This is a genomic window from Atrimonas thermophila (assembly GCF_045864955.1).
Lineage (GTDB): Bacteria > Atribacterota > Atribacteria > Atribacterales > Thermatribacteraceae > Thermatribacter > Thermatribacter velox.
This window is the reverse complement of record NZ_AP028803.1, coordinates 1,862,043-1,881,818: the sequence shown is the minus strand read 5'-3', so window position 1 is coordinate 1,881,818 and position 19,776 is coordinate 1,862,043. Positions and strand designations below refer to the sequence as shown.

Here is a 19,776-nt window from a genome sequence, read left to right as displayed (position 1 = left end):
TAGCTTCCCTATAAGGGATTGAAACTCAGGAAACGCTTCCCTCAGCGCCTGAGAAAGGGCGTTTGTAGCTTCCCTATAAGGGATTGAAACCAACATCAGCCCTATGAACAATCCTCCCGCATACAGAACGTTTGTAGCTTCCCTATAAGGGATTGAAACTGGCATACCTCATAGCGTCCATAGCGTGGTCATTAAAGTTTGTAGCTTCCCTATAAGGGATTGAAACCGCTAAACGAGCTAAGGGCTACGCTGGCGGAAGGCAGTTTGTAGCTTCCCTATAAGGGATTGAAACAGAACCCCGTGGTGCTTTTTGGGCATAATTATGCCTGTTTGTAGCTTCCCTATAAGGGATTGAAACGTTTTCCGTAAGCAATATAACAGATGCTCTTGCATGGCTTGTTTGTAGCTTCCCTATAAGGGATTGAAACCTCTCAAGGATACTGTTCTCTATGCGACGTTTATATGTTTGTAGCTTCCCTATAAGGGATTGAAACAAGCATGCATAGGGGATAGGCAGAAAGTATAGGCCAGTTTGTAGCTTCCCTATAAGGGATTGAAACTTCTATTCCTAATTTCGTTTTTGTCAAAGACCGAGAGGTTTGTAGCTTCCCTATAAGGGATTGAAACCTTTGTTTTCCCCGACCTCAATATTACTACCAAAAGGTTTGTAGCTTCCCTATAAGGGATTGAAACCCTCAAGAGTTGCTGGACGATATACACCAGCAATGCTGTTTGTAGCTTCCCTATAAGGGATTGAAACTTCCACCATCTTCTTTCGGTTCCCATTCCAGGGGAATAGTTTGTAGCTTCCCTATAAGGGATTGAAACCGATGAATGTGATGACGAAATCGAAAAAGCGTGGATGGTTTGTAGCTTCCCTATAAGGGATTGAAACTTCTCAAGGGTTTCTCAGATTGAGAAGCTCGATAAACGTTTGTAGCTTCCCTATAAGGGATTGAAACAAATCTATTACAGGGAGAAAGAGAGGCAAAAACAGCGTTTGTAGCTTCCCTATAAGGGATTGAAACCACCACAGCTCTATATCTGTGAATTCACTATCGGAAGGTTTGTAGCTTCCCTATAAGGGATTGAAACCTAGTTCTTTTAATTCATTGATGGATAATTGCATTGATGTTTGTAGCTTCCCTATAAGGGATTGAAACAATCTACATACAGACCCTCATGACAGCGAATGGGTTCGTTTGTAGCTTCCCTATAAGGGATTGAAACACCGATGAAGAAGGTCCTTCTGAAAACGGAGTTACCGGTTTGTAGCTTCCCTATAAGGGATTGAAACATTGCTCGCAGGGACTATGGGAAAGCTCTGGAGAAGGTTTGTAGCTTCCCTATAAGGGATTGAAACGAGATTAAGAAAGGGGGTTTTCAAAATGATAAAAAGGGTTTGTAGCTTCCCTATAAGGGATTGAAACGATACCACGCAATCTCTTATATTCCAACCCGAGACGGGTTTGTAGCTTCCCTATAAGGGATTGAAACAACTCTCGTTCTCCTTTTTTTATTGCCTGCCAAAACTGTTTGTAGCGTCCCTATAAGGGATTGAAACACTTCAGCTATTTTCAATAGGCCTCGCTTTTCCATTGTTTGTAGCGTCCCTATAAGGGATTGAAAAAACCATAAATGTTGGCTGCTGAGAAGCCTTCCTGTTACCCTTCTTGCCAGTTTCTCCTTATGGTGATATAAATTTCTTGTTCAATAAGGATGGGGAAAGATTTTCTCTGGGGGAAGAGTGTATGAGGAAAGGGCTGTTTCTGGTAGGCATTTGCTTGTTGCTTTCTCTTGTTTTCGTGGAGCTGAGCTTTGGTGCTCGGGAAGGAGAGGGCTACTTTCAGATACCCTTTTCAAGCTTGGGCTGGAAAGAAAGCGTGAAACTCGAAGGTGGCAATCCCGCTTACACCCTTTACCTTCCTGACTTCACCGGCGTGGACTGGGGCCGCAGCTTTCTCTATCTTAACCTTTATGCTTCTCAGCTTATTCGTTCTCCTTCGTCGGTATCGATATACGGCGATGGAGAGCTCCTCCTCAATGCCGCTTTGAGGGCTGGTGAAAACAGCTTTCGTATCCCACTTGCTGCTCTTTCTACGGATAAAGATGTACACAGTATAGAAGTCAAGGCTCATCTGGTAATCAGCGATGACTTCTGTGAGGACCTGGCTTCAGGCAACCTGTTTGTGATTATAAGGAAAGACAGTTTGCTCAACCTTTACCGAAAAGATACCCCCCTTAAAAGCCTCGAGGATTTCCTGCATTTCCCTGAGGATGAAGTGGAGATTTTGCTTCCTTCTGGTGAATGGTCGCCGGACCTTCAAAGGGCGTTTATAGAGCTCTATGCTTTTTTGAGTCGATTTTACCGAGGATTGCCTGTCCGGATAACTGCTGGAATGTATAAGGGAGAAACAACGGAGTCCTCGGATCACCGCCGCATTTTCCTGTTAGAAGAAGGTTACCGGGATTTTGAAATTTATGATAAATCCCTTTATCTTACTCCGCAGGGAGTTGATGCCCTGACGCGTATTCCGGAGTTTTTCGTCTTTACTTCCTCGAAGGTTGAAAAAGTGGACAAGCAGTTTTCCTATTCTAAACAAAGGGTAACCCTGAGTGGATTAGGAGCAGATGGGCTTACTTTCCGTGGTTTAGGAGAAATGAAACAAACAGTTTACTTTACGCTTTCTGATTTGGGAGGTTTTCCCCGTAGCCTCAAACTGGTCCTTTACCGCAACCACCTTCCCTCGCGTTATGAGGCTACCTTTTCGATTAAGCTCAATGGAGAAATGGTTTACAGCGAAAAACTTGACATGGGTGGAGTAAAAGAGCTTTCTCCCCTTACCGTCCAGATTCCCACTGCTCTTCTTGGGAGAGAAAACTCTCTGGAGTTCCGCTTTTCTTATTTCCCCGAAGTGGGTCATTGTCGGCGAAGTGAAGCACCTTTTGAAGGTTTCATTAGTGGCAAGTCCTACCTTGAAGTTGAGGAGTTGGCGTCTCTTCCAGAACTTTTAACCTTTGGGGATGTTCCCACTTTTTTTGCAGGCAAGGCTCAGGTGGTGCTTCCCGATAAAGCATCTTTTGAGGATTTGATGGTTGCCTCTAAAATAGTGGCTTCTCTGCGCACGATAGACCGGGTGCCCATTTTGGTAGAAGTCCTCAAATATTCCCAGGTTACTGATTTGCTTGACCCTTCGCTAAATCTCTCTGTTTTTAGGAGGCCATTTTTCAACCTTTTTTATCTTCCCCGACGTGTCAGGGAATACAGCGACCACCTCAGGTTGCGCGGTACCCCGACTGCAAAAAGAATGGCCCTTTCGCTTGCTTTTGCCTGCGAGAACTTTATCTACACCCTGCGGGATTTTGTTCTTTTGCCTTGCCTTCCTTTTCTGGAAAAAAGCGTTTCCCCCCGAAATTTCTTGGTTTTTGTAGACCCTCCAGATACCCTTTTAAAGTCTCTTTCTTCCCCGGTAGTGATTGATGAGGGGACAATTGTTTTGCGGTCTGGGTTACAAAGTGAACGCCTTTTGGAGACTTCTCCTGACCAGCCGCTGGGTGTTCTTTCAGTTTTCAGGGAAGGAGCATTCCCGGCAATAATTTTTATCCCTTACCGGGAGAAAGATATTGCCCGGAGCTACTTCCTGGAAAATTTTGAAGGAGTTGAAACCCTGCGGTGGCTGAGCGGGAACGTGGCGATAATCGGAAAAGGAGGCCTTTCCAGGCTTTTGACCGTGGAGATACCTCCTTCGGGGTGGAGGATTCCTTCTCATTGGAGGGAGGTTTTTCGGAGCTTCCGTCTGGTGATATTCCTGGTGGGAGCTTCACTAATCGTGATTCTGGCCGGGTTCCTGTATCGCCGCCTGACCCGTCCTCCTCTGTAAAGAGTAGAAAACTTTTAGGCGAGATACTTCTTGAACGGGGCTTGATTAGTGAGCAGGATCTCAGCGAAGCTCTGGAACTACAGAAAATTAGTGGCAGTCCCCTGGGGGAAATATTAGTCTCCCGGGGTTTGATTAGCCCGCTAAAGCTTTACGAAGTTCTGGCTGAACAGGGAGACCTTTCTTACATAGGCAGGAACCTGGAAGAGCTCTACGGGCTTATTGATGAAGAGCTATTGAAGTCTTTTAATGTACGGGAATTAATCCACTTCCGCTTTTTCCCCATCAAAAGGGATGGGGGACACTTTCTGGTAGCGGTGGTCTCTCAGCACGATTCTTCGGTGGAAAAGCTACTTGGAGAAAAGTTCGGTCTGGTTTACGTCGAGAAAGCATTGATTACCCCTTACGAACTTGACCACCTTATCCATCGCTTCTTTGGAAAGTCGATTCTTCATGAAGCTACTGCTGGTCTTCTCTTCCGTTCTCCCCAGGAATCCGCATCACGAGTTTTCACACCTCTGCAGTGGTTGGTGGGAGTTGCCTCTTTAGTTGCCTTTCTCTGGGGACTGATTTTCTTCACCCTTCCCACTTTGAGTGTTCTCCTTTCTATAATTAACCTGGCCTATTTTGCCAATGTGCTGTTCAAGTTTGTAATCAGCCTCTGGGGAGCAAGGATAGAAAAAGAGAGCATCACCTTTGAGGGTGATTTTAAAGACCTGAGAGAAAACGAGCTCCCTGTGTATACCATTCTCCTGCCCCTCCATAGGGAGCCACTTTCGGTGATTAAACAGTTGGTTGAAGGCATTCGTCAACTCGATTATCCACCCGAGAAGCTGGATGTTCTTTTCCTTATTGAAGAAAATGACCGGGAAACTCTGGAAAATTGCAAGAAAAGCCACCCCCCTTATAACGTCCGCTTTATTCTTGTTCCAGAAGGTGCTCCCAAGACGAAACCCCGGGCTTGCAATTTTGGTCTTTTCTTTGCGCGGGGAGAATTGCTCACCATTTACGATGCCGAAGATGTTCCTGAACCAGACCAGCTCAAAAAGGCGGTAGCTGCTTTCCGCAACGCTCCCCCGGAGTTTGTATGTCTTCAGGCAGCGCTCAACTTTTACAACCGCAACCAGAACTTGCTTACCAGATTGTTCACCCTGGAATACTCTTATTGGTTTGACTATTTATTGCCCGGCCTTTTCGTGCTTCGCCTGCCCATACCTCTGGGTGGAACTTCCAACCATTTCAAGACTCAGGCCTTGCTGGAACTTGGAGGCTGGGATCCCTTCAACGTTACTGAAGACGCTGACCTGGGAATGAGGGCCAGTTACCGCGGTTACCGGGTAGGGATCATCAATTCCACTACCTTTGAAGAGGCCAACAGTAAGCTCCGCAACTGGATAAGGCAGCGTTCCCGATGGCTCAAGGGATACTTGCAGACCTTTCTGGTTCACAACCGCAGGCCTTTGCGAGTTTTACGTAGTTCTGGTTTTTCTGGTTGGCTTACGCTACAGCTTTTTATCGGAGGGACACCTCTGGGTCAAGCAGCATCAGTTCCTCTGTGGTTACTTTTTGTCTTCTGGCTTTTTACAAAACGGGCGTTTGGCTTTTCCTTTTTACCGGATTTCATAATGGTTATCGGCCTTTTGAACCTTCTTTTGGGCAACTTCCTGGGCATTTACCTTTCCATGCTTGCTGTGTTCCGTAGAGGGTTTTATGAGCTGCTTCCCTTTGCTTTGCTCAACCTCTTTTATTGGTTTCTGGCTGGAGTGGCGGCTTGGAAAGGCATTTTTCAGCTTTTTACCCGGCCCTTTTTCTGGGAGAAGACCGTTCACGGTCTGGGAGGAAAGCAGTAATCCATGAAGAAAAGCCTGAGGATTGCGGCTTTTGTGCTTTTTCTGGCGAGTTTTTGGGTTTTGTTTTCGCTTTTTGCGCTCTGGGCACAAAGGGAGGGTTTACTGTCTCCAGAGGCCTATTTCCTATCTTTCTGGGCTAATGCGGTGCACCGCGAGGGGGTTTTTAACCTTAAAACCTTCTTTTTGACTTATCCCACCCTTCCTTTCCTGCTTTCTATTTTTGCTCCCGGGGCACCCTTTGTGGTTTCTGCCTGTGGGGTTCTGGGAGTGGCCTTTGCCTCACGCTGGGTCTTCGGCCAGGACACACTGCTTGAGAGCCTGCTTTTTATGGCTTTTTTTACTTCCCCGCTTTTTCTTTCTTCGCTGTGCAGTTCTCCGATACTTACTCTTTTTGTTACTTTATTGGCAGGAGCTTTTTTTGCCATCTTGCGCCATAGAGAGTGGGGGCTCACCCATTGCTTGTTTGCAAGCGGTTTTCTGCTGGGGGCAGTCACCTTAACTTATCCCCGCTTCAGATGCATCATGGTGGCTCTGGCGGCTATTGTGCTGCTTTTTCCGGGTAGCTGGAGCAAAAAGCTGGGTCTTTTGCTGGTGCTCTTTTTCCCTATATTTTCGCTTTTGGGCACCCTTGCCTTTCTTTACTGGATTTACGACGGTAATCCGCTGGGTTTTCTGGACCTGCATTCCCAGAGTTTTGCTTTCTACTTTAATTTTGCTTCTCTGGGAGGGCTTCAAAAAACAGTTGCTGAACTTAGCAAATTCTGGCCTTTCTTTTTACCCTTTGTGTGGGCAATTCTTTCCGAAAGGAAAAGGTTTCTCTGGGGGTTGGGTGCGCTTTTTTCGGGCATTCTTGCTTTGCCTGTTTTCTCTCTGATGGTAGTTTTTCTAACTCAGGTTAGCGGGGTGCTGGAGTGGCGGGGTGAGCGGGGATGGGTAAAAGCGGTCAACGTGTTGTTGCTTTGCGTTTTTGTGATTCTGAGCTGGGGGAGGTTTGTGGTTGATAGCCGGGGTTTCTTTTTCCATCTCTATCCCCGGCTTGAGGAGAAGCTGGCTGAGTATCGCAAACTCGAGGAATTGGTACAGGGTAAAGTGTTGGTCATGGAGCCTGCTTCTTTTCTGGTTTCTTCCTGGAAAGATATGGACAGAGTCTGGACTCCCGAACTAAGGAATCCCAATAATTCTTTTTACGCTGATTTTGCTAATTATGACTATCTGATAACCTCTGAAAACTCGCTGGGTCTCCCTGGTTTTGAGCTGGCTTGGAAGGGTAGAGAGCTCAGGCTTTACCGAAGGTTGGACGTCCTGGCTGTAGATGAGTGATGGTATTTAGCGCAAAAGCTTTGTGCGACGGCTTTTCAGATTGAAGATACACGTTTTCACTTCCGGCACATTTTCCAGTGCATTCCATAACTCAAAGAATCCAAACCCTATGTTTTTCCAGTTTTAACCAGCATAGCAATATCGCTTACTCTGGTTTGCTGAAGCCCCAAATTATCGGGATTTTTGCCTCATACTTTTTCGAGAAAGAAAATTATAATTGAATGTCGTTTTTGTCTTGCGTTCTCTTTATTGAAGGAAGTGTTTCTCTGCTTCTCACTGCTTTGTTTTGTGGCTCTTTTAGGGGCTAAAGGAATCTGAAAAGCTGGTGAACGTTTCTTCGAGCCTTGCTGTCGGTTTACAAAAATTTTTATCTTTTCCGTCAGAACGTCAGAAATTGACATTGCTTACCGGTAGAATCAAGTACACAATGGGTGTACTGTGGCTGTCTATGCTCCTTTCCATCAAGGTTATAGGCATGATTGGCGCTTGGAAAAGATGGCGAAGGAGAGACTCCGCGGACCTTGTCGGAGAAGCGCTCTTCTTTTTGTGAAGAGATTTTGTTTCAGACCTTGCGGGCACTGGCCTTGCAGGCAGAAATGAGTCGGGAAGATGCTGAATTTATACAGGGTTTGAGAATGCTTTTTCGGGAGCAGTTAGTAGAAAAGAAAAACTTGTTTGAGAGATGATGAAGACAAAGAAAGAGCGTCCAGGGGAGGTGGTATCATGCTTGTTTGGGGTCGCTCGGATGATAACGGAAAGAGAATTTGCAGAACCTGCAATGGAACCGGACGCTGCCACCACTGTCGTGGTTCGGGTCTCAAATATTACTCTGGTTACGGAAGGCCGCACAGTAAGGATCCCTGTCCCTGGTGCTATGGCACGGGCGTTTGCCGTTACTGTCGGGGTACTGGTAGGCGTTGGTAGGTTGTAGTTTGCTTTGTGGCGCTTTTTCGCTTGCTATAAAGAGCAGCCGCCAAAGCCTCTGGCTGCCTTTGGGAAGTACTCCGATATGTTGTAGCTGATGGGTATTGAGCCACTGGATTTTGGAGAGAATAGCTCCGGGACGAGGTACGGGTGAAAGTGGTGCAGGCAATTGGCTAAAGCAGGAGAGATTGTGTTAGTTTATGCTTTGGAGTATAGTTTTGTAGAACACTGGCTCGAGCATAGAGGAAGCTTACCCTAAATAGGAAGTCTTTGGGTAGAGGACAATAGTAGTTACTGGAGAAGTGAGCGCTCATATTCAGTGGAATATTCAGTGGATAAAGAGGTGATGAGTTTGAGGTTAAGTTATCGCGTCTTGCTTCGAAGGGAGCCGGAAGGGGGTTACACAGTGGTAGTTCCTTCTCTTCCAGGGTGTGTTACTTATGGTGAAACAATAGAAGAGGCGATAGCAATGGCAAGGGAAGCTATAGAACTCTATGTAGAGAGCCTGCGGGAACATGGGGAAGAAATACCGACAGAAGAAGGGACCCTGGAGTACATGTTAACCGTGGAAACCCATGCATAGCTTCCCATCACTCACCCCTGAAAAAGTTATCAGGATCCTTGAAAAGAAAGGGTTTGTGCTGGATAGAGTGAGGGGAAGCCACCATATTTACTATCACCCGGAGACGAAAAGAAGAGTTACTGTTCCCCGGCACAAAAAGGATTTGCCAAAAGGCACCTTGTTCGAAATTTTGAAGCAAGCAGGTATCACCAGAGAAGAACTGAAAAATTTGTTATGAGTCCAAAACAGGGATGTATGTTTTTATTCCACTCAAATTTGCCACGTTTTCACTTCTGGGCTTCGTCTATCTTTAGAGTATGTCTGAAATGTTGACACTCAGCAAAAGATTTTTTTAGAAGTAAAAGTGTTTACTTTTTACAATCATCTCTGAAGCTTTAATCAGGTTGGGGTGGGTTAGCGGAAAGTTTAAACTGTAGTGAGTGCAGGAGATTTTCAGATTTCAAACCTTTCTGTTTTTGGGGAAAAAGCTACCTATGCGCTTATGGCAGGATGCATCGTATGGCCGGAAAGTATTAAAATGGGAACGCAGTTAGTATTTGAGCAAGGATTAGCCCCGGAAAACCTGCTTTCTTGGGGTTTTCTGGGGCAGTTTTTTACGAGCAGCAAGAGCAGCCGCCGAAAGCTCCGCTGTGGCCGCCTTTTGGGGAACAACCCAGCATGAAACCTCCAAATACCTGAGTGAGCTCCTTGCTCCCGCATTGAGGGCAGGTGAGGTCAAGACCCCGTTCTTTCTCTTCAATCGAGGCTTTAACTTCCATAGAACTTCCACACTGCTTGCAACGATACTCGTAAGTTGGCATTGCCTTCTCCCCTTTCTGTAGGTTTTTATTTTCTATTTAAAACCGAAAAAAGGAAAAATTCTTCCCCCGGTAGGGGGGTTGTCCGAATTTTTGCTGAAAAATGGGTTTCGCCAGCATCCAGCGTCGGTTTTTGACGCTGCGCAGGTTTTACAATAATTATTTTAAATTCTCACCTTGAGAAGCAAAAAGTGAGTTTTCGAGCGTTCTTCTTTTGTTCTGCAGTGAATATTTTGTTGAGTTTTTGTTGTTGACGGGAAAACCTTTATGGGCTTCCAGATTGTGGCTACTTTTGATTTTTTGCGTTATCGGGAATTCTGGAAAGGAATTTGTGCTTAATATTTGCAAGGAGGTGGTATTGGCACAAGGGAACTTTTATATCCGGTTACGTTGTGTTTTGAACTTGCCGGTCAGTTGAGTGTTTTAAAAGGAGATGTTTTAAGCGAAACTTGAAAATGGAGGGATGCATTGTGGAAGAGCGGAAGGTAAAACCGAGGAAAAGATGGCTTACCGATTGGTGGCCAAACAGATTAAATCTCAAAATTCTCCGCCAGAATTGCCCCAACTCCAATCCCTATGGCCCTGACTACAACTATCTTAGGGAAGTGGAGGGGTTGGATGTTGATGCCGTCATCAAGGACCTGAAGGAGCTCATGAAGACGCCTCAGGACTGGTGGCCGGCTGATTTTGGGCACTATGGCCCTCTTTTTATCCGTCTGGCCTGGCACAGCGCTGGAAGTTATAGGATTCATGATGGAAGAGGTGGAGCGAGGGACGGCAGTATCCGCTTTCCACCCCGGATTAATTGGCCTGACAACATCAGCCTTGATAAAGCCATAAGGTTACTTTGGCCGATTAAGAAAAAATATGGCAGAAAACTTTCCTGGGCAGACTTAATCATCATGGCTGGAACTGTAGCACTTGAGGATATGGGTGTGAAGATAATTGGGTTCTCTTTGGGCAGAGAGGATATTTACGAACCCGATGAAAGTCCGGATTGGGGACCTGAAGAAAAGATGCTTACCGGGAAAGAGCGCTTCAGAGGAGGAGAACTTGAAAGACCCTATGCCGCTACTGAGATGGGCCTTATCTATGTAAACCCAGAAGGTCCAGGAGGGAATCCAGACCCGGTTGAATCTGCCAAAGAAATCAGGGTTGCTTTTGCCAGGATGGGCATGAACGATGAAGAGACGGTGGCGCTCATTGCTGGTGGCCACAGCTTTGGGAAATGTCACGGTGCAGGTCCAGATAAGCACCTTGGTCCAGACCCCAGCTCTTCGCCCATTGAATCCCAGGGATTGGGATGGAAGTACGGTTATAAAAGCGGTAAAGGCCCTGATACCTTTACTTCAGGATTTGAGGTTATCTGGTCACCCACACCAACCCGGTTTGGGCTTCAGTATCTGCGCATTCTGTTAGAAAACGAGTGGGAACTTGAAAAAAGCCCTGCCGGCAAGAACCAGTGGGTTGCCAAAGATAGTCCGGCAATCGTCCCTGACGCGCACGACCCGCAAAGAAAGCACAAACCGAAAATGCTCACCGCCGATTTGGCCTTGAAATTTGACCCCGTTTATTCAAAGATAGCCAAGAGATTTCTTGAAAACCCACAGGAGTTCGAACAGGCTTTTGCCCGGGCATGGTTCAAGCTTACTCATCGTGATATGGGTCCAAAAGCGTGTTATGCTGGTCCTTACGTTCCCGAAGAGGAATTTATCTGGCAGGATCCTCTTCCCGCGCGTAGCTATGAGCTGATTGATGATACCGATGTGGCTGAACTCAAAAAGACAGTGCTTGCTTCGGGTTTGAGTATTCCTCAGCTTGTTTATACTGCCTGGTCTTCAGCGTCAACGTATCGCAATTCTGACCGTCGGGGAGGAGCCAATGGAGCACGAATCAGGCTATATCCCTTGAATCAGTGGGCAGTAAACCACCCGGATGAGTTGAAAGACATAATTGCTACCTATGAGAAAATTCAGCAGGAATTCAATCAGGAGCAGGAGAAAAAGGGTTCCAGAAAGCGAGTTTCTTTAGCTGACCTGATAGTGCTTGGTGGTTGTGCGGCTTTAGAAGCTGCTGCGCAGAAAGCGGGCTTCAACGTGCAGGTTCCATTTACACCGGGTAGGGTAGATGCTTCGCAAGAACAGGTTGATGTAGAGTTCTATAAAGAGATAGAACCCTTCGCTGATGGTTTCCGGAACTATTTCAGAGATCCTGCTGACATTAATGAGGGGGACGTTTACACCACTCCTGAATACTTCCTGGTTGATAAGGCCCAACTGCTGACACTTACCGTGCCAGAACTGGTGGTGCTGGTAGGTGGCCTGAGGGTTCTGGGGGCTACTTACAGGTACGAGAAATATGGAGTTTTGACCGATAATCCGGGGGTTTTGACCAACGATTTCTTTGTAAACCTGCTTTCCATGGACATTGAATGGGTACCAGCTGATGACTACCGTTACCTCTTTAAAGGGTATGACCGAAAGAGTGGAGAGCTGCGGTGGAGTGCAACCAGGGTAGACCTGATTTTTGGGCATCACGACGAACTGAGAGCGGTTGCAGAGGTTTATGCAAGTGATGATGCCAAAGAGAAGTTAGTACGTGATTTCATCGCAGCCTGGAATAAAGTAATGAACCTGGACAGATTCGACCTTAAATGAGGAACTTTGGTTGGGTAAATTTCCTGAGGGGCTTTTTGAGAGACCCCCTCCCGGGAAGAATTTTTGGAATTTTGCTTTTGAGTGATTGGTTGTATTAGCAGATAAATGCAAAGTTTTGCTGGGATAGAGCTTACGGTGAACACTTTTATAAAGAACAAAATATTACTTGACAAATCCTATGAAATGCTGGAAATTTTGAGTCTAATGTCCTAAAGTGCTTTAGGAGCTGTTTTAAGGTTATTCATTCTCGGTATTTTATATGAAAAGTTTTTAGAAAGTTATCCTATAACTGCTCTCGAAATTTCGGCTTCAGCAGACGAGGAGCAGGTTTCTGAAATTTTTGTGCGAATTAACAGTCAGGGTCGTACTCTTAACCAGGCGGATTTTATCCTTACTTTGATGTCGGTTTTCTGGGATGATGGTCGTAAAGAACTGGAGGATTTTGCTCGTCAAGCTAAAACACATTCTCTTGATGGTCGGCTCTCGCCGTATAATCCCCTTTTTCAACCTCTTCCAGATCAGCTGCTTAGAGTAGGTATTGTGTTGGCCTTTCGGCGTGCCAGATTGGAGCACGTTTATTCTATATTGCGTGGTAAGGACCTTCAAACTGGTGAATTTTCTGTGGAACGTCGTGAACAGCAATTTGCATTGTTGCGTGAGGCTCAGGGGTATGTTTTGGACCTTCAAAATTGGCATGACTTTCTTCAAGTTATTAACCGGGATGGATGCGTGCATCCTCGTCTTATTTCTTCACAAACAGCCTTTGTGTATACTTATGCTTTATGACTTATTGGTAAGCGTGATTTTGGTGTAGATCATTACACTCTACGAAATCTTTTGGCTCGATGGTTTTTTATGTCTTCATTGACGGGACGCTATTCCAGTTCGCCTGAGACGAGGATGGAGCAAGATCTTTCTTTATTGCGTGGCAAAGCCAGTAAAGAGGACTTTATTCATGCACTTGAGCAAGAAATGCGCGCTGTGCTCACTCCTGACTACTGGGAGGTAACTCTTCCCAACGAGCTAAACAGCGCGTCAGCACGTAATACAGCCCAACTAACCTATTATGCGGCTCTTTGCATTTCGGACGTATTGGTACTTTATTCAAATATGAAGGTGCGATAAATGTTGAATCCTGCTTTCCGTTTTGTCAAAAGCTCCCTGGAACGGCACCATCTTTTTACCCGTGATTAATTGCGGCGGGTGGGAATAATAGAGAAACGGGATGTTAACCAGGTTGCCAATTACGCCTTAGTGGAGTGGCAGGATAACGTTGCTATAAGTGACAAGGCTCCACACGAATATGTACCTTTACTCGAAAGTCGCTTTAAGAAAGAGGATCTTGAGAAGATGTACTATTATCACGCTCTACCTGAGGAGTGGTACCGTATGGATTATTTTGATTTTTTGAACGAACGACGTAAGCGCATTGCAAGTATTATTCGTGAGGGTTTCGAGCGCTCGCAAAGCGAAAGTAATCCATCTGGAGTAATGAGCAGAGTCTAAGCAATAACTCTTTTGAAGCTTTTGTGTGGTATTTCACCTTGAGAGTTTGTCAGATTTTGTGGGTTGCAAGGTTTCATAAAAGCTTGCCTCTTTCTTGTTTCTCATTTTCTTGGAAATTTAATTTGCTTTATATATAGGTCTGTCATAGATCAGCTTTAATTCCAGGAGTTGGGCAGGGACATTTTCGTAGTTATTTGAAAATGTTTCTGTGGCTTTCATTGCTTAGGGGTGTTCCTGCTTTTATGTGATATTGAATGTTGTTTGTGTTGCAAAAATCTATTACCTTACGGGCTATTGCTTCATAGAATTCTTGGCTATTTTTCCAGTTATGCGAATTTCTACCGCAATAATTGACCAGTTTGTTGTAATTTAGCTTTCCAAATATTATTTTTTTTGCAAAATGAATTTTTTCAAGAATTTTTTCGATTTGAGCAGCGTCAGGGTCTAATTCGGGTGTAGGATATGGCTCTATGCTAACCCATGTTTTTAGTCCAGCTTTCGCAAGTTTTTTAAGGCTTTCCACTCTTGTTTCGTATAAGGATGAATAAGGTTCGTATTGTTCTTTAAATTTTTTGTTAAATGAGACAAGGGTTATTCCATACTCATTATTTTTGGAAAATCTTTGGGTGTTTAGGAGATCCTCAGGATATATGCCCTTTGTGAGGATTGTGACCCTTATTCCATCACGATTTAATCGTTCAATTATTTTGAGGGTTAGGTCCTTAATTTCTGGAATAATCCTGTCTTTTTCTGCATCATACATAAATGGATCTGTCATAAAACATAGGTGGACAAAATCAATTTGATTTTTATATTTTGGGATTTCCTTTTCTAATAAGTCTAAGGCATTTTTAACGAGTTTTGGTTTTCTCCAGTCTTCGTAATCTTTAATCCATCCAAACTTCCTTGCCATCATCATTGCATAGCAGGGGAACCGGCAACCGTGTTTACAACCAACGATGTGGTTTATAGTCCAATCTCCATATTCAACTTTGGTTTTGTATAGGAGAGATTTTCTTGTGATGCATTCTATTTCTTGTGAAAACGTTATGAGGGCGTTTTTGTAAAACTCTTTACCGCCAAACAAGGTTTTACCTCGTTGTCTTTCTTTTTCCCTTGCATAAATATCTTTCACTATTTTGGTTATGTTGGATTTCTTGGAAGCAAACAGTAAATAATAGAGGACATCATTTCGGTTCGAATACGGCAGGTCATAAGCAACTACTTCCATATTATCGGACGTAAAAATTTGACAGTAGGATTTCATTAGCTCTACATCGTCTTTTTTAACAAAATCTATATCTTCTCCCATAAATTCTATAAACGTTTCCACTGTTTTTATTTCCCTATGAGTTAAACTTTTTCCTTCAAGTGCTTTTCTTGCTACACCACCTGTTCTTCGAACGCCCTCTAAGATGTAATTGTAAAGGATGTCTTTACGGTTTTTTAGTTCGAGGATTTTCTTAAGGTTTTCTTTCTTAAGCTGAATGCCTGTTGGATCGATCAGAACAAAAAGTGGGTTTTTGGGAGTGTTTTTGATCTGCTTAATAATATCGTTTATTGCTGAGTTTGCATCTTTATTAAAGTAGAATAATTTAACGCTTTTTTTAAGTTCTTTATTTTGATTAAGAAAATCGTCAATGTGTACTTTTAATGCGTGATAATTATTCCTATTTTTTTCCACCAAGAATAACTTAATTTCCAGATCGGTTCTTAGCAATTCCGCCTTGGTGTTAATTGCATCAAGAAAGATAAGCGGAGATCCGCTGCTTCCATCATTGTACTTACCCTTTCCAGCAAACAAGTCTATTACGTACCACTCGTTAGATGCCCAATTCTGCTTGTTCCAGATGGTGAGCCACACTTCAAAAACCTTTTTCAATATTTTAAGCTTCATTTGTGTTGCAGGTCTATTCGATAAATCCCAAAGATCATTTCCCACCATATATCTTCATCCTTCATCTCCCTCTCTCATTATAACATTTTCAGAAGTTATTCCTTTCTTTCATTCGAAAGCCACAGTTCCGGTGAAGTGCTATAATAAATATGCAGTAATTCCTCAATGAGGAGGGGGTAGCAGTGAAGAAGTTTTTGGTTTTGCTTCTTGCTCTGGTGTTTCTTTTGAGTTGCGCTTCCTTAGCTTATTCGCTCAAACTGGTTGTGGTAGGAGACGCAGGCCATAACTTGAAGCCCTTCGATTGGTATGCGCAGGATTTCAAAGAAAAGTTTGATGTAGAACTTGAGGTAATTGGTGTTCCCTTCGGTGAGCTTTACGAAAAAGAAAAGATGGAATTGATTGCGGCAACCGGTGCTTATGACATTATGATTGTCTATCCGAAGTTTCTGGCAGAGTTCGCTGCTAATGGGTGGTTGTATCCGCTTGATGAATTTGCTCAGAAGCTGGATCCCAAACTCGATGACGTCACTCCTGGTTACCGGGATTTTTACTGCAAGTATAGCGGTAAGCTTTATGCTCTCCCCTATGACGGCGATGTTTTAAACCTTTACTATCGCAAGGATTTGCTTGAAAACGAAGAAGAGAAAGCGGCGTTTAAGGCAAAATATGGGTATGACCTTAAGGTTCCTGAAACCTGGGATGAGTTCCTGGACGTGGCTGAATTCTTTACCCGTAAAGCTGGTGAGAAGCTTGCCGGCCAGGTCCTGGAGCGCGATTTTTATGGCACTGCCTATTACGGCCAGAAGGATCAGATTTTTGCCTGGTGGGGCAATATTTTTGCCAGCCTGGGTGGTGTGTATTTCGACGAAGAAACCATGGAGCCCGCTATCAACTCTGAAGCCGGCGTAAAAGCCCTGGAAATTTTCAAGCAAATTCATCAATACTGCCCACCGGATGTTCTTTCTTACGGTTATGAGGAACTAAAGGATGTTTTCCTGGAAGGCGATTGTTTCATGGTAATCCAGTGGCCCTGCGTAGGTAAAAAAGGAGCAGATCCCAATCAGTCCAAAATAGTTGGCAAAATCGGCGTAAGTCATGTTCCCGGTGTTAAGAAAGATGGAGAAGTTTATTACCGGGCACTCATGCCTTGTGGAAGGGTGCTGGCTGTAGCAGCGGAAGCCAAAGATCCCTGGAAAGCCTACCAGGTGATTCATTACCTCTCGGTTGAAACCAGCATGGACGATGTTTCCACCGCAGAGACCGGGTTGGATCCCTATCGTTATTCTCACTTTGCGCATCCTGAAGAGTATGAGATGTTTGCCAACGTGGAAGATGCCCGAATTTATCTTGAGGGTGTGCAGAAAAATATGGAAAAGGGATATCCTGAAATGGTGCTCCCTGGAACTGTAGAATACGAAGAGACCTTAGGTGTAGAGCTGACCCGTGCTTTGGCTGGAGAAAAAACTCCTGAACAGGCTCTCAACGATGCCGCAGCTGCGTGGCGAGATATTCTGAACAGGTTTGGTAAGGAACAGCAAAAGAAGCTTTATCAGGAACTGGTTGCCGGATGGAGAGCTGCTGGACTGTGGTAAGGTAGCTTACTCAGGCTGAGCGAGCAGCAACTCGCTCAGCCTTTTTATTTTGGAGGGGACAGGCGTGATAAGGAGAGAAAAAAGGATAGCCGTTCTTTTTGTTCTCCCTACCATTTTGATCCTCCTGGCCATTTCCATTTTCCCACTGATTTATTCCTTCTATCTCAGTCTTTGCCAGTGGGACGTTGGTATGGGAGGAAGAAGGATTTTTATCGGGGTCGGGAATTACCTGAGGCTTTTTTCTGACCAGCGTTTCTGGGGAGCCATGAAGAACACCGGGTTAGAGCTTTTGATTGGTGTGGGTACCCAATTCTTAGTGGGACTTGGTCTGGCGTTACTTTTGAACAGATATTTTCGGGGAAGAAACCTGGTGGTTACCCTCTTTCTTCTTCCCATGATGATTTCTCCGGTAGTGGTGGGATGCATCTGGAGAATCATCTATCACTATCAGTATGGTCCGTTGAATTTCCTTCTCGCCCGGATGGGTTTAAATCCGGTAAACTGGCTGGGGAGCAGTCAGGTTTCCATTTATTCGATTATCATTGCCGATATCTGGGAATGGACACCTTTTATGCTGATTACTCTTTTGGCTGGATTGCAGGCTATACCAGATGAACTTTATGAAGCAGCGAGAGTAGATGGAGCAGGGCGCTGGGCGATTTTCTCCCGAGTTGTGCTTCCTCTTTTGCGTCCGGTAATCATTATTGCTGTTTTAATCCGGGTGATGGATGCTTTCAAGATATTTGACCTCGTGGTGCTTCTCACTCACGGTGGACCAGGCCAATCCTCAGAAACTATTGCTTTTTACAACTATACTACAGGTTTCAAATACTTTAGCATGGGTTATGCTTCGGCAATGGCCTACTTCCAACTGGCCGTTATTGTCATCATTGCCAATGTTTTCCTTGCTTCCTGGAAAAGGAGGGAAGTGTCTTGAAAATCAGGGATGGAATGAAAGTGGCAATTTTCCTGACTATTTTCGTTGTCCTCCTTATAATGTTAAGCCCTTTCATATGGAACGTTATGACTTCTTTCAAAGACAAGGGAGAATATTTTACCTATCCACCTGTTTTCATACCACGTTCTTTCGACCTGGAACATTACGTCCAGGGTGGGAAATTGGGTGGCATAAAAGGCATGCGGGATAGCCTGATTATCGCTTCCTCAACTACTTTGATAGCCATTGTGCTGGGCTCTCTGGCAGCTTACTCACTGGCACGTTTTCGGATTGGTGGCGATAACCTCGCTTTCTGGATTTTGTCGGTGCGCATGATGCCACCCATTGCCTCGGTGCTACCCCTTTTTCTCTTTTTCCGTTTTTTGCGCTGGCTGGATACTTACCAGGCTCTAATTCTAACCCACTCTCTGGTGAATTTACCCTTTGCGGTCTGGATGATGAAGGGATTCTTTGAAGAACTGCCCCAGGAGCTTGAGGAAGCAGCTTTGGTGGATGGTTGTGGAAGGCTTGGCGCTTTCGCTCGCGTGGCTTTGCCTCTGGTTGCTCCGGGTCTCGTGGCTACGGCTCTTTTTTGCTTCATGTTTTCCTGGAACGAGTTTTTGTTTGCTTTAATTTTAGGACGTTCACGCGTAACCCCGATCACCGTGAACATTGCCGGGATGATTGGTGGACACGAAATACTATGGGCTGAAATATCGGCTGTTTCCATTATGGCCAGCGTGCCGATTATTATCATGGCCATCGTTTTGCAGCGTTATCTGGTGCGTGGACTTACCCTGGGAGCTGTAAAGGGCTGATTTCACCAGGTTTCGCTTTTTTGGGAAGCGTTAGCAAGCCATTCTTCGAATTCCTGGCGTTTTACAAAGGATTTCTGAGTGCCTCGTTTTTCGGTGGAAAGTGCTGCATAGGCGCAGGCAAGGTCTATGGACTCTTCAAGAGGTTTTCCTTCTGCCAGGAAAAGGCCCAGAGCACCCAGAAAAGCATCGCCGGCTCCAGTTGTGTCTATGCTTTTTGCCTGATAGGCAGGGAAAAATTGAAAGCCTTCGCGGTTGCCCAACATGGCTCCTTTATCGCCTAAGGTGACTACCACATTTTCCAGTCCTTTTTCAAGCAACCTTTCGATTCCTTCTTGAATGCTTTCTTTGGAGGTTACTGATATACCGGTCAGGTTCTCAAGTTCGGTTTCGTTGGGAGCAAAAAGATAAATTCCTTGCAGCTTTTCCCAGTCCAGTTTTTGAGCAGGTGCTGGATTAAGTATGGTCTTTATGCCCAGTTTTCGGGTAAGTTCAATCGCATAATAGGTGGTTTCCATTTTGATTTCCAGTTGCAGGAGCAAAAATGAGGCCCGGCGCAGCGCATCGCGGGCTCTGGTTACATCTTCTGGGTCCAGATAGTGGTTTGCACCGGGGATTATGAAGATGCTGTTTCTGCCCTGAGGATCGACGAAAATGGGAGCCACGCCACTGCTTTTTCCAGGTACAATCTTTACATAACGGGAACTTATTCCTTGTTCTTCAAAGTTTTTGCGCACCAGGGGGCCAAAAAGGTCGTCACCAACTGCAGTGACCATTATGACCTCTGCACCCAGCTTTGCCGCAGCTACCGCTTGATTGGCTCCTTTTCCACCAAAGCCAATTTCGAAATCTTTACCCAGTACAGTTTCGCCGATACGCGGAAAAGCATTTTCGTAATAGGTGATAAGGTCCATCATGTTGCTTCCCACTACAGCGATTACCGGTTTTTGCTCCTTGGGGCTCAAATTTCCTTCCCTCCTTTGGTGGGCTTGCTTTTTTAAACAAGATAGCACAATTTTT

General features: G+C 45.0%; 15 protein-coding genes, 1 pseudogene and 1 CRISPR repeat array (1 of these 17 cut by a window edge). Of the genes and pseudogenes, 13 read left to right on the top strand and 3 right to left on the bottom strand.

Going from position 1 to position 19,776, the window contains the following annotated elements; translation table 11 throughout:
• A CRISPR array of direct repeats spans positions 1-1,630; the repeat unit is 30 nt; unit sequence GTTTGTAGCTTCCCTATAAGGGATTGAAAC (it extends 867 nt beyond the left edge of the window).
• Between the two features lie 121 nt (positions 1,631-1,751).
• The 8 genes from ACKTT1_RS09775 (at position 1,752) to ACKTT1_RS09740 (ending at position 8,772) form a co-directional block, all read left to right on the top strand.
• A complete protein-coding gene (locus tag ACKTT1_RS09775) occupies positions 1,752-3,881 on the top strand; it encodes a cellulose biosynthesis cyclic di-GMP-binding regulatory protein BcsB (RefSeq protein WP_369018536.1) in 2,130 nt (709 codons plus the stop codon).
• A complete protein-coding gene (locus tag ACKTT1_RS09770) occupies positions 3,770-5,728 on the top strand; it encodes a glycosyltransferase family 2 protein (protein WP_412709435.1) in 1,959 nt (652 codons plus the stop codon). The genes ACKTT1_RS09775 and ACKTT1_RS09770 overlap by 112 nt, the downstream gene beginning before the upstream one ends.
• Before the next feature lie 3 nt (positions 5,729-5,731).
• Positions 5,732-7,048 carry a hypothetical protein gene (locus tag ACKTT1_RS09765; RefSeq protein WP_369018538.1) on the top strand — a complete coding sequence of 439 codons (1,317 nt, stop codon included), beginning with the start codon at positions 5,732-5,734 and terminating at the stop codon, positions 7,046-7,048.
• 325 nt (positions 7,049-7,373) lie between these two features.
• Positions 7,374-7,598: a hypothetical protein gene (locus ACKTT1_RS09760; RefSeq protein ID WP_369018539.1), complete on the top strand. Its 225-nt coding sequence runs from the start codon at positions 7,374-7,376 to the stop codon at positions 7,596-7,598.
• A 7-nt stretch (positions 7,599-7,605) separates the two neighbouring features.
• Positions 7,606-7,734 (top strand): hypothetical protein, encoded by a 129-nt coding sequence (locus ACKTT1_RS09755; protein WP_369018540.1) that lies wholly within the window; start codon positions 7,606-7,608, stop codon positions 7,732-7,734.
• Between the two features lie 59 nt (positions 7,735-7,793).
• Complete coding sequence (locus ACKTT1_RS09750) at positions 7,794-7,979, top strand: hypothetical protein (RefSeq protein WP_369018541.1); 186 nt, start codon at positions 7,794-7,796, stop codon at positions 7,977-7,979.
• A gap of 339 nt (positions 7,980-8,318) precedes the next feature.
• Positions 8,319-8,555, top strand: coding sequence for a type II toxin-antitoxin system HicB family antitoxin (locus tag ACKTT1_RS09745; protein ID WP_369018542.1), 237 nt, complete (start codon positions 8,319-8,321; stop codon positions 8,553-8,555).
• The gene (locus ACKTT1_RS09740; RefSeq protein ID WP_369018543.1) at positions 8,548-8,772 is read left to right on the top strand and encodes a type II toxin-antitoxin system HicA family toxin; all 225 of its coding nucleotides are present in this window, start codon (positions 8,548-8,550) and stop codon (positions 8,770-8,772) included. The genes ACKTT1_RS09745 and ACKTT1_RS09740 overlap by 8 nt, the downstream gene beginning before the upstream one ends.
• Positions 8,773-9,148: 376 nt before the next feature.
• Here the strand turns inward: ACKTT1_RS09740 and ACKTT1_RS09735 are convergent, their stop codons facing one another.
• A complete protein-coding gene (locus ACKTT1_RS09735; protein WP_369018544.1) occupies positions 9,149-9,355 on the bottom strand; it encodes an FmdB family zinc ribbon protein in 207 nt (68 codons plus the stop codon).
• Positions 9,356-9,822: 467 nt separating this feature from the next.
• Between ACKTT1_RS09735 and katG the strand changes: the two genes are divergently transcribed.
• Both katG and ACKTT1_RS09725 read left to right on the top strand, forming a co-directional pair.
• A complete protein-coding gene (gene katG / locus ACKTT1_RS09730; RefSeq protein WP_369018545.1) occupies positions 9,823-12,009 on the top strand; it encodes a catalase/peroxidase HPI in 2,187 nt (728 codons plus the stop codon).
• A 270-nt stretch (positions 12,010-12,279) separates the two neighbouring features.
• Positions 12,280-13,515 (top strand): annotated as a pseudogene (locus ACKTT1_RS09725) (hypothetical protein); the annotation flags it as partial.
• Positions 13,516-13,705: 190 nt separating this feature from the next.
• Here the strand turns inward: ACKTT1_RS09725 and tcmP are convergent.
• Positions 13,706-15,460, bottom strand: coding sequence for a three-Cys-motif partner protein TcmP (gene tcmP, locus ACKTT1_RS09720; protein WP_412709434.1), 1,755 nt, complete (start codon positions 15,458-15,460; stop codon positions 13,706-13,708).
• A 134-nt stretch (positions 15,461-15,594) separates the two neighbouring features.
• Here tcmP and ACKTT1_RS09715 point away from each other — a divergent pair, with 134 nt between their 5' ends.
• The 3 genes from ACKTT1_RS09715 to ACKTT1_RS09705 all read left to right on the top strand — a co-directional run bounded on the left by ACKTT1_RS09715 (position 15,595) and on the right by ACKTT1_RS09705 (position 18,759).
• A complete protein-coding gene (locus tag ACKTT1_RS09715) occupies positions 15,595-17,004 on the top strand; it encodes an ABC transporter substrate-binding protein (RefSeq protein WP_369018550.1) in 1,410 nt (469 codons plus the stop codon).
• A gap of 64 nt (positions 17,005-17,068) precedes the next feature.
• Positions 17,069-17,941, top strand: a complete 873-nt coding sequence (locus ACKTT1_RS09710; protein ID WP_369018551.1) for a carbohydrate ABC transporter permease — start codon at positions 17,069-17,071, stop codon at positions 17,939-17,941.
• Positions 17,938-18,759, top strand: coding sequence for a carbohydrate ABC transporter permease (locus ACKTT1_RS09705; protein WP_369018552.1), 822 nt, complete (start codon positions 17,938-17,940; stop codon positions 18,757-18,759). The genes ACKTT1_RS09710 and ACKTT1_RS09705 overlap by 4 nt, the downstream gene beginning before the upstream one ends.
• A gap of 2 nt (positions 18,760-18,761) precedes the next feature.
• Here ACKTT1_RS09705 and rbsK read toward each other — a convergent pair whose 3' ends face one another.
• On the bottom strand, positions 18,762-19,721 hold the full coding sequence (rbsK, locus tag ACKTT1_RS09700; RefSeq protein ID WP_369018553.1) for a ribokinase: 960 nt from the start codon (positions 19,719-19,721) through the stop codon (positions 18,762-18,764).
• Positions 19,722-19,776: the final 55 nt, after the last annotated feature.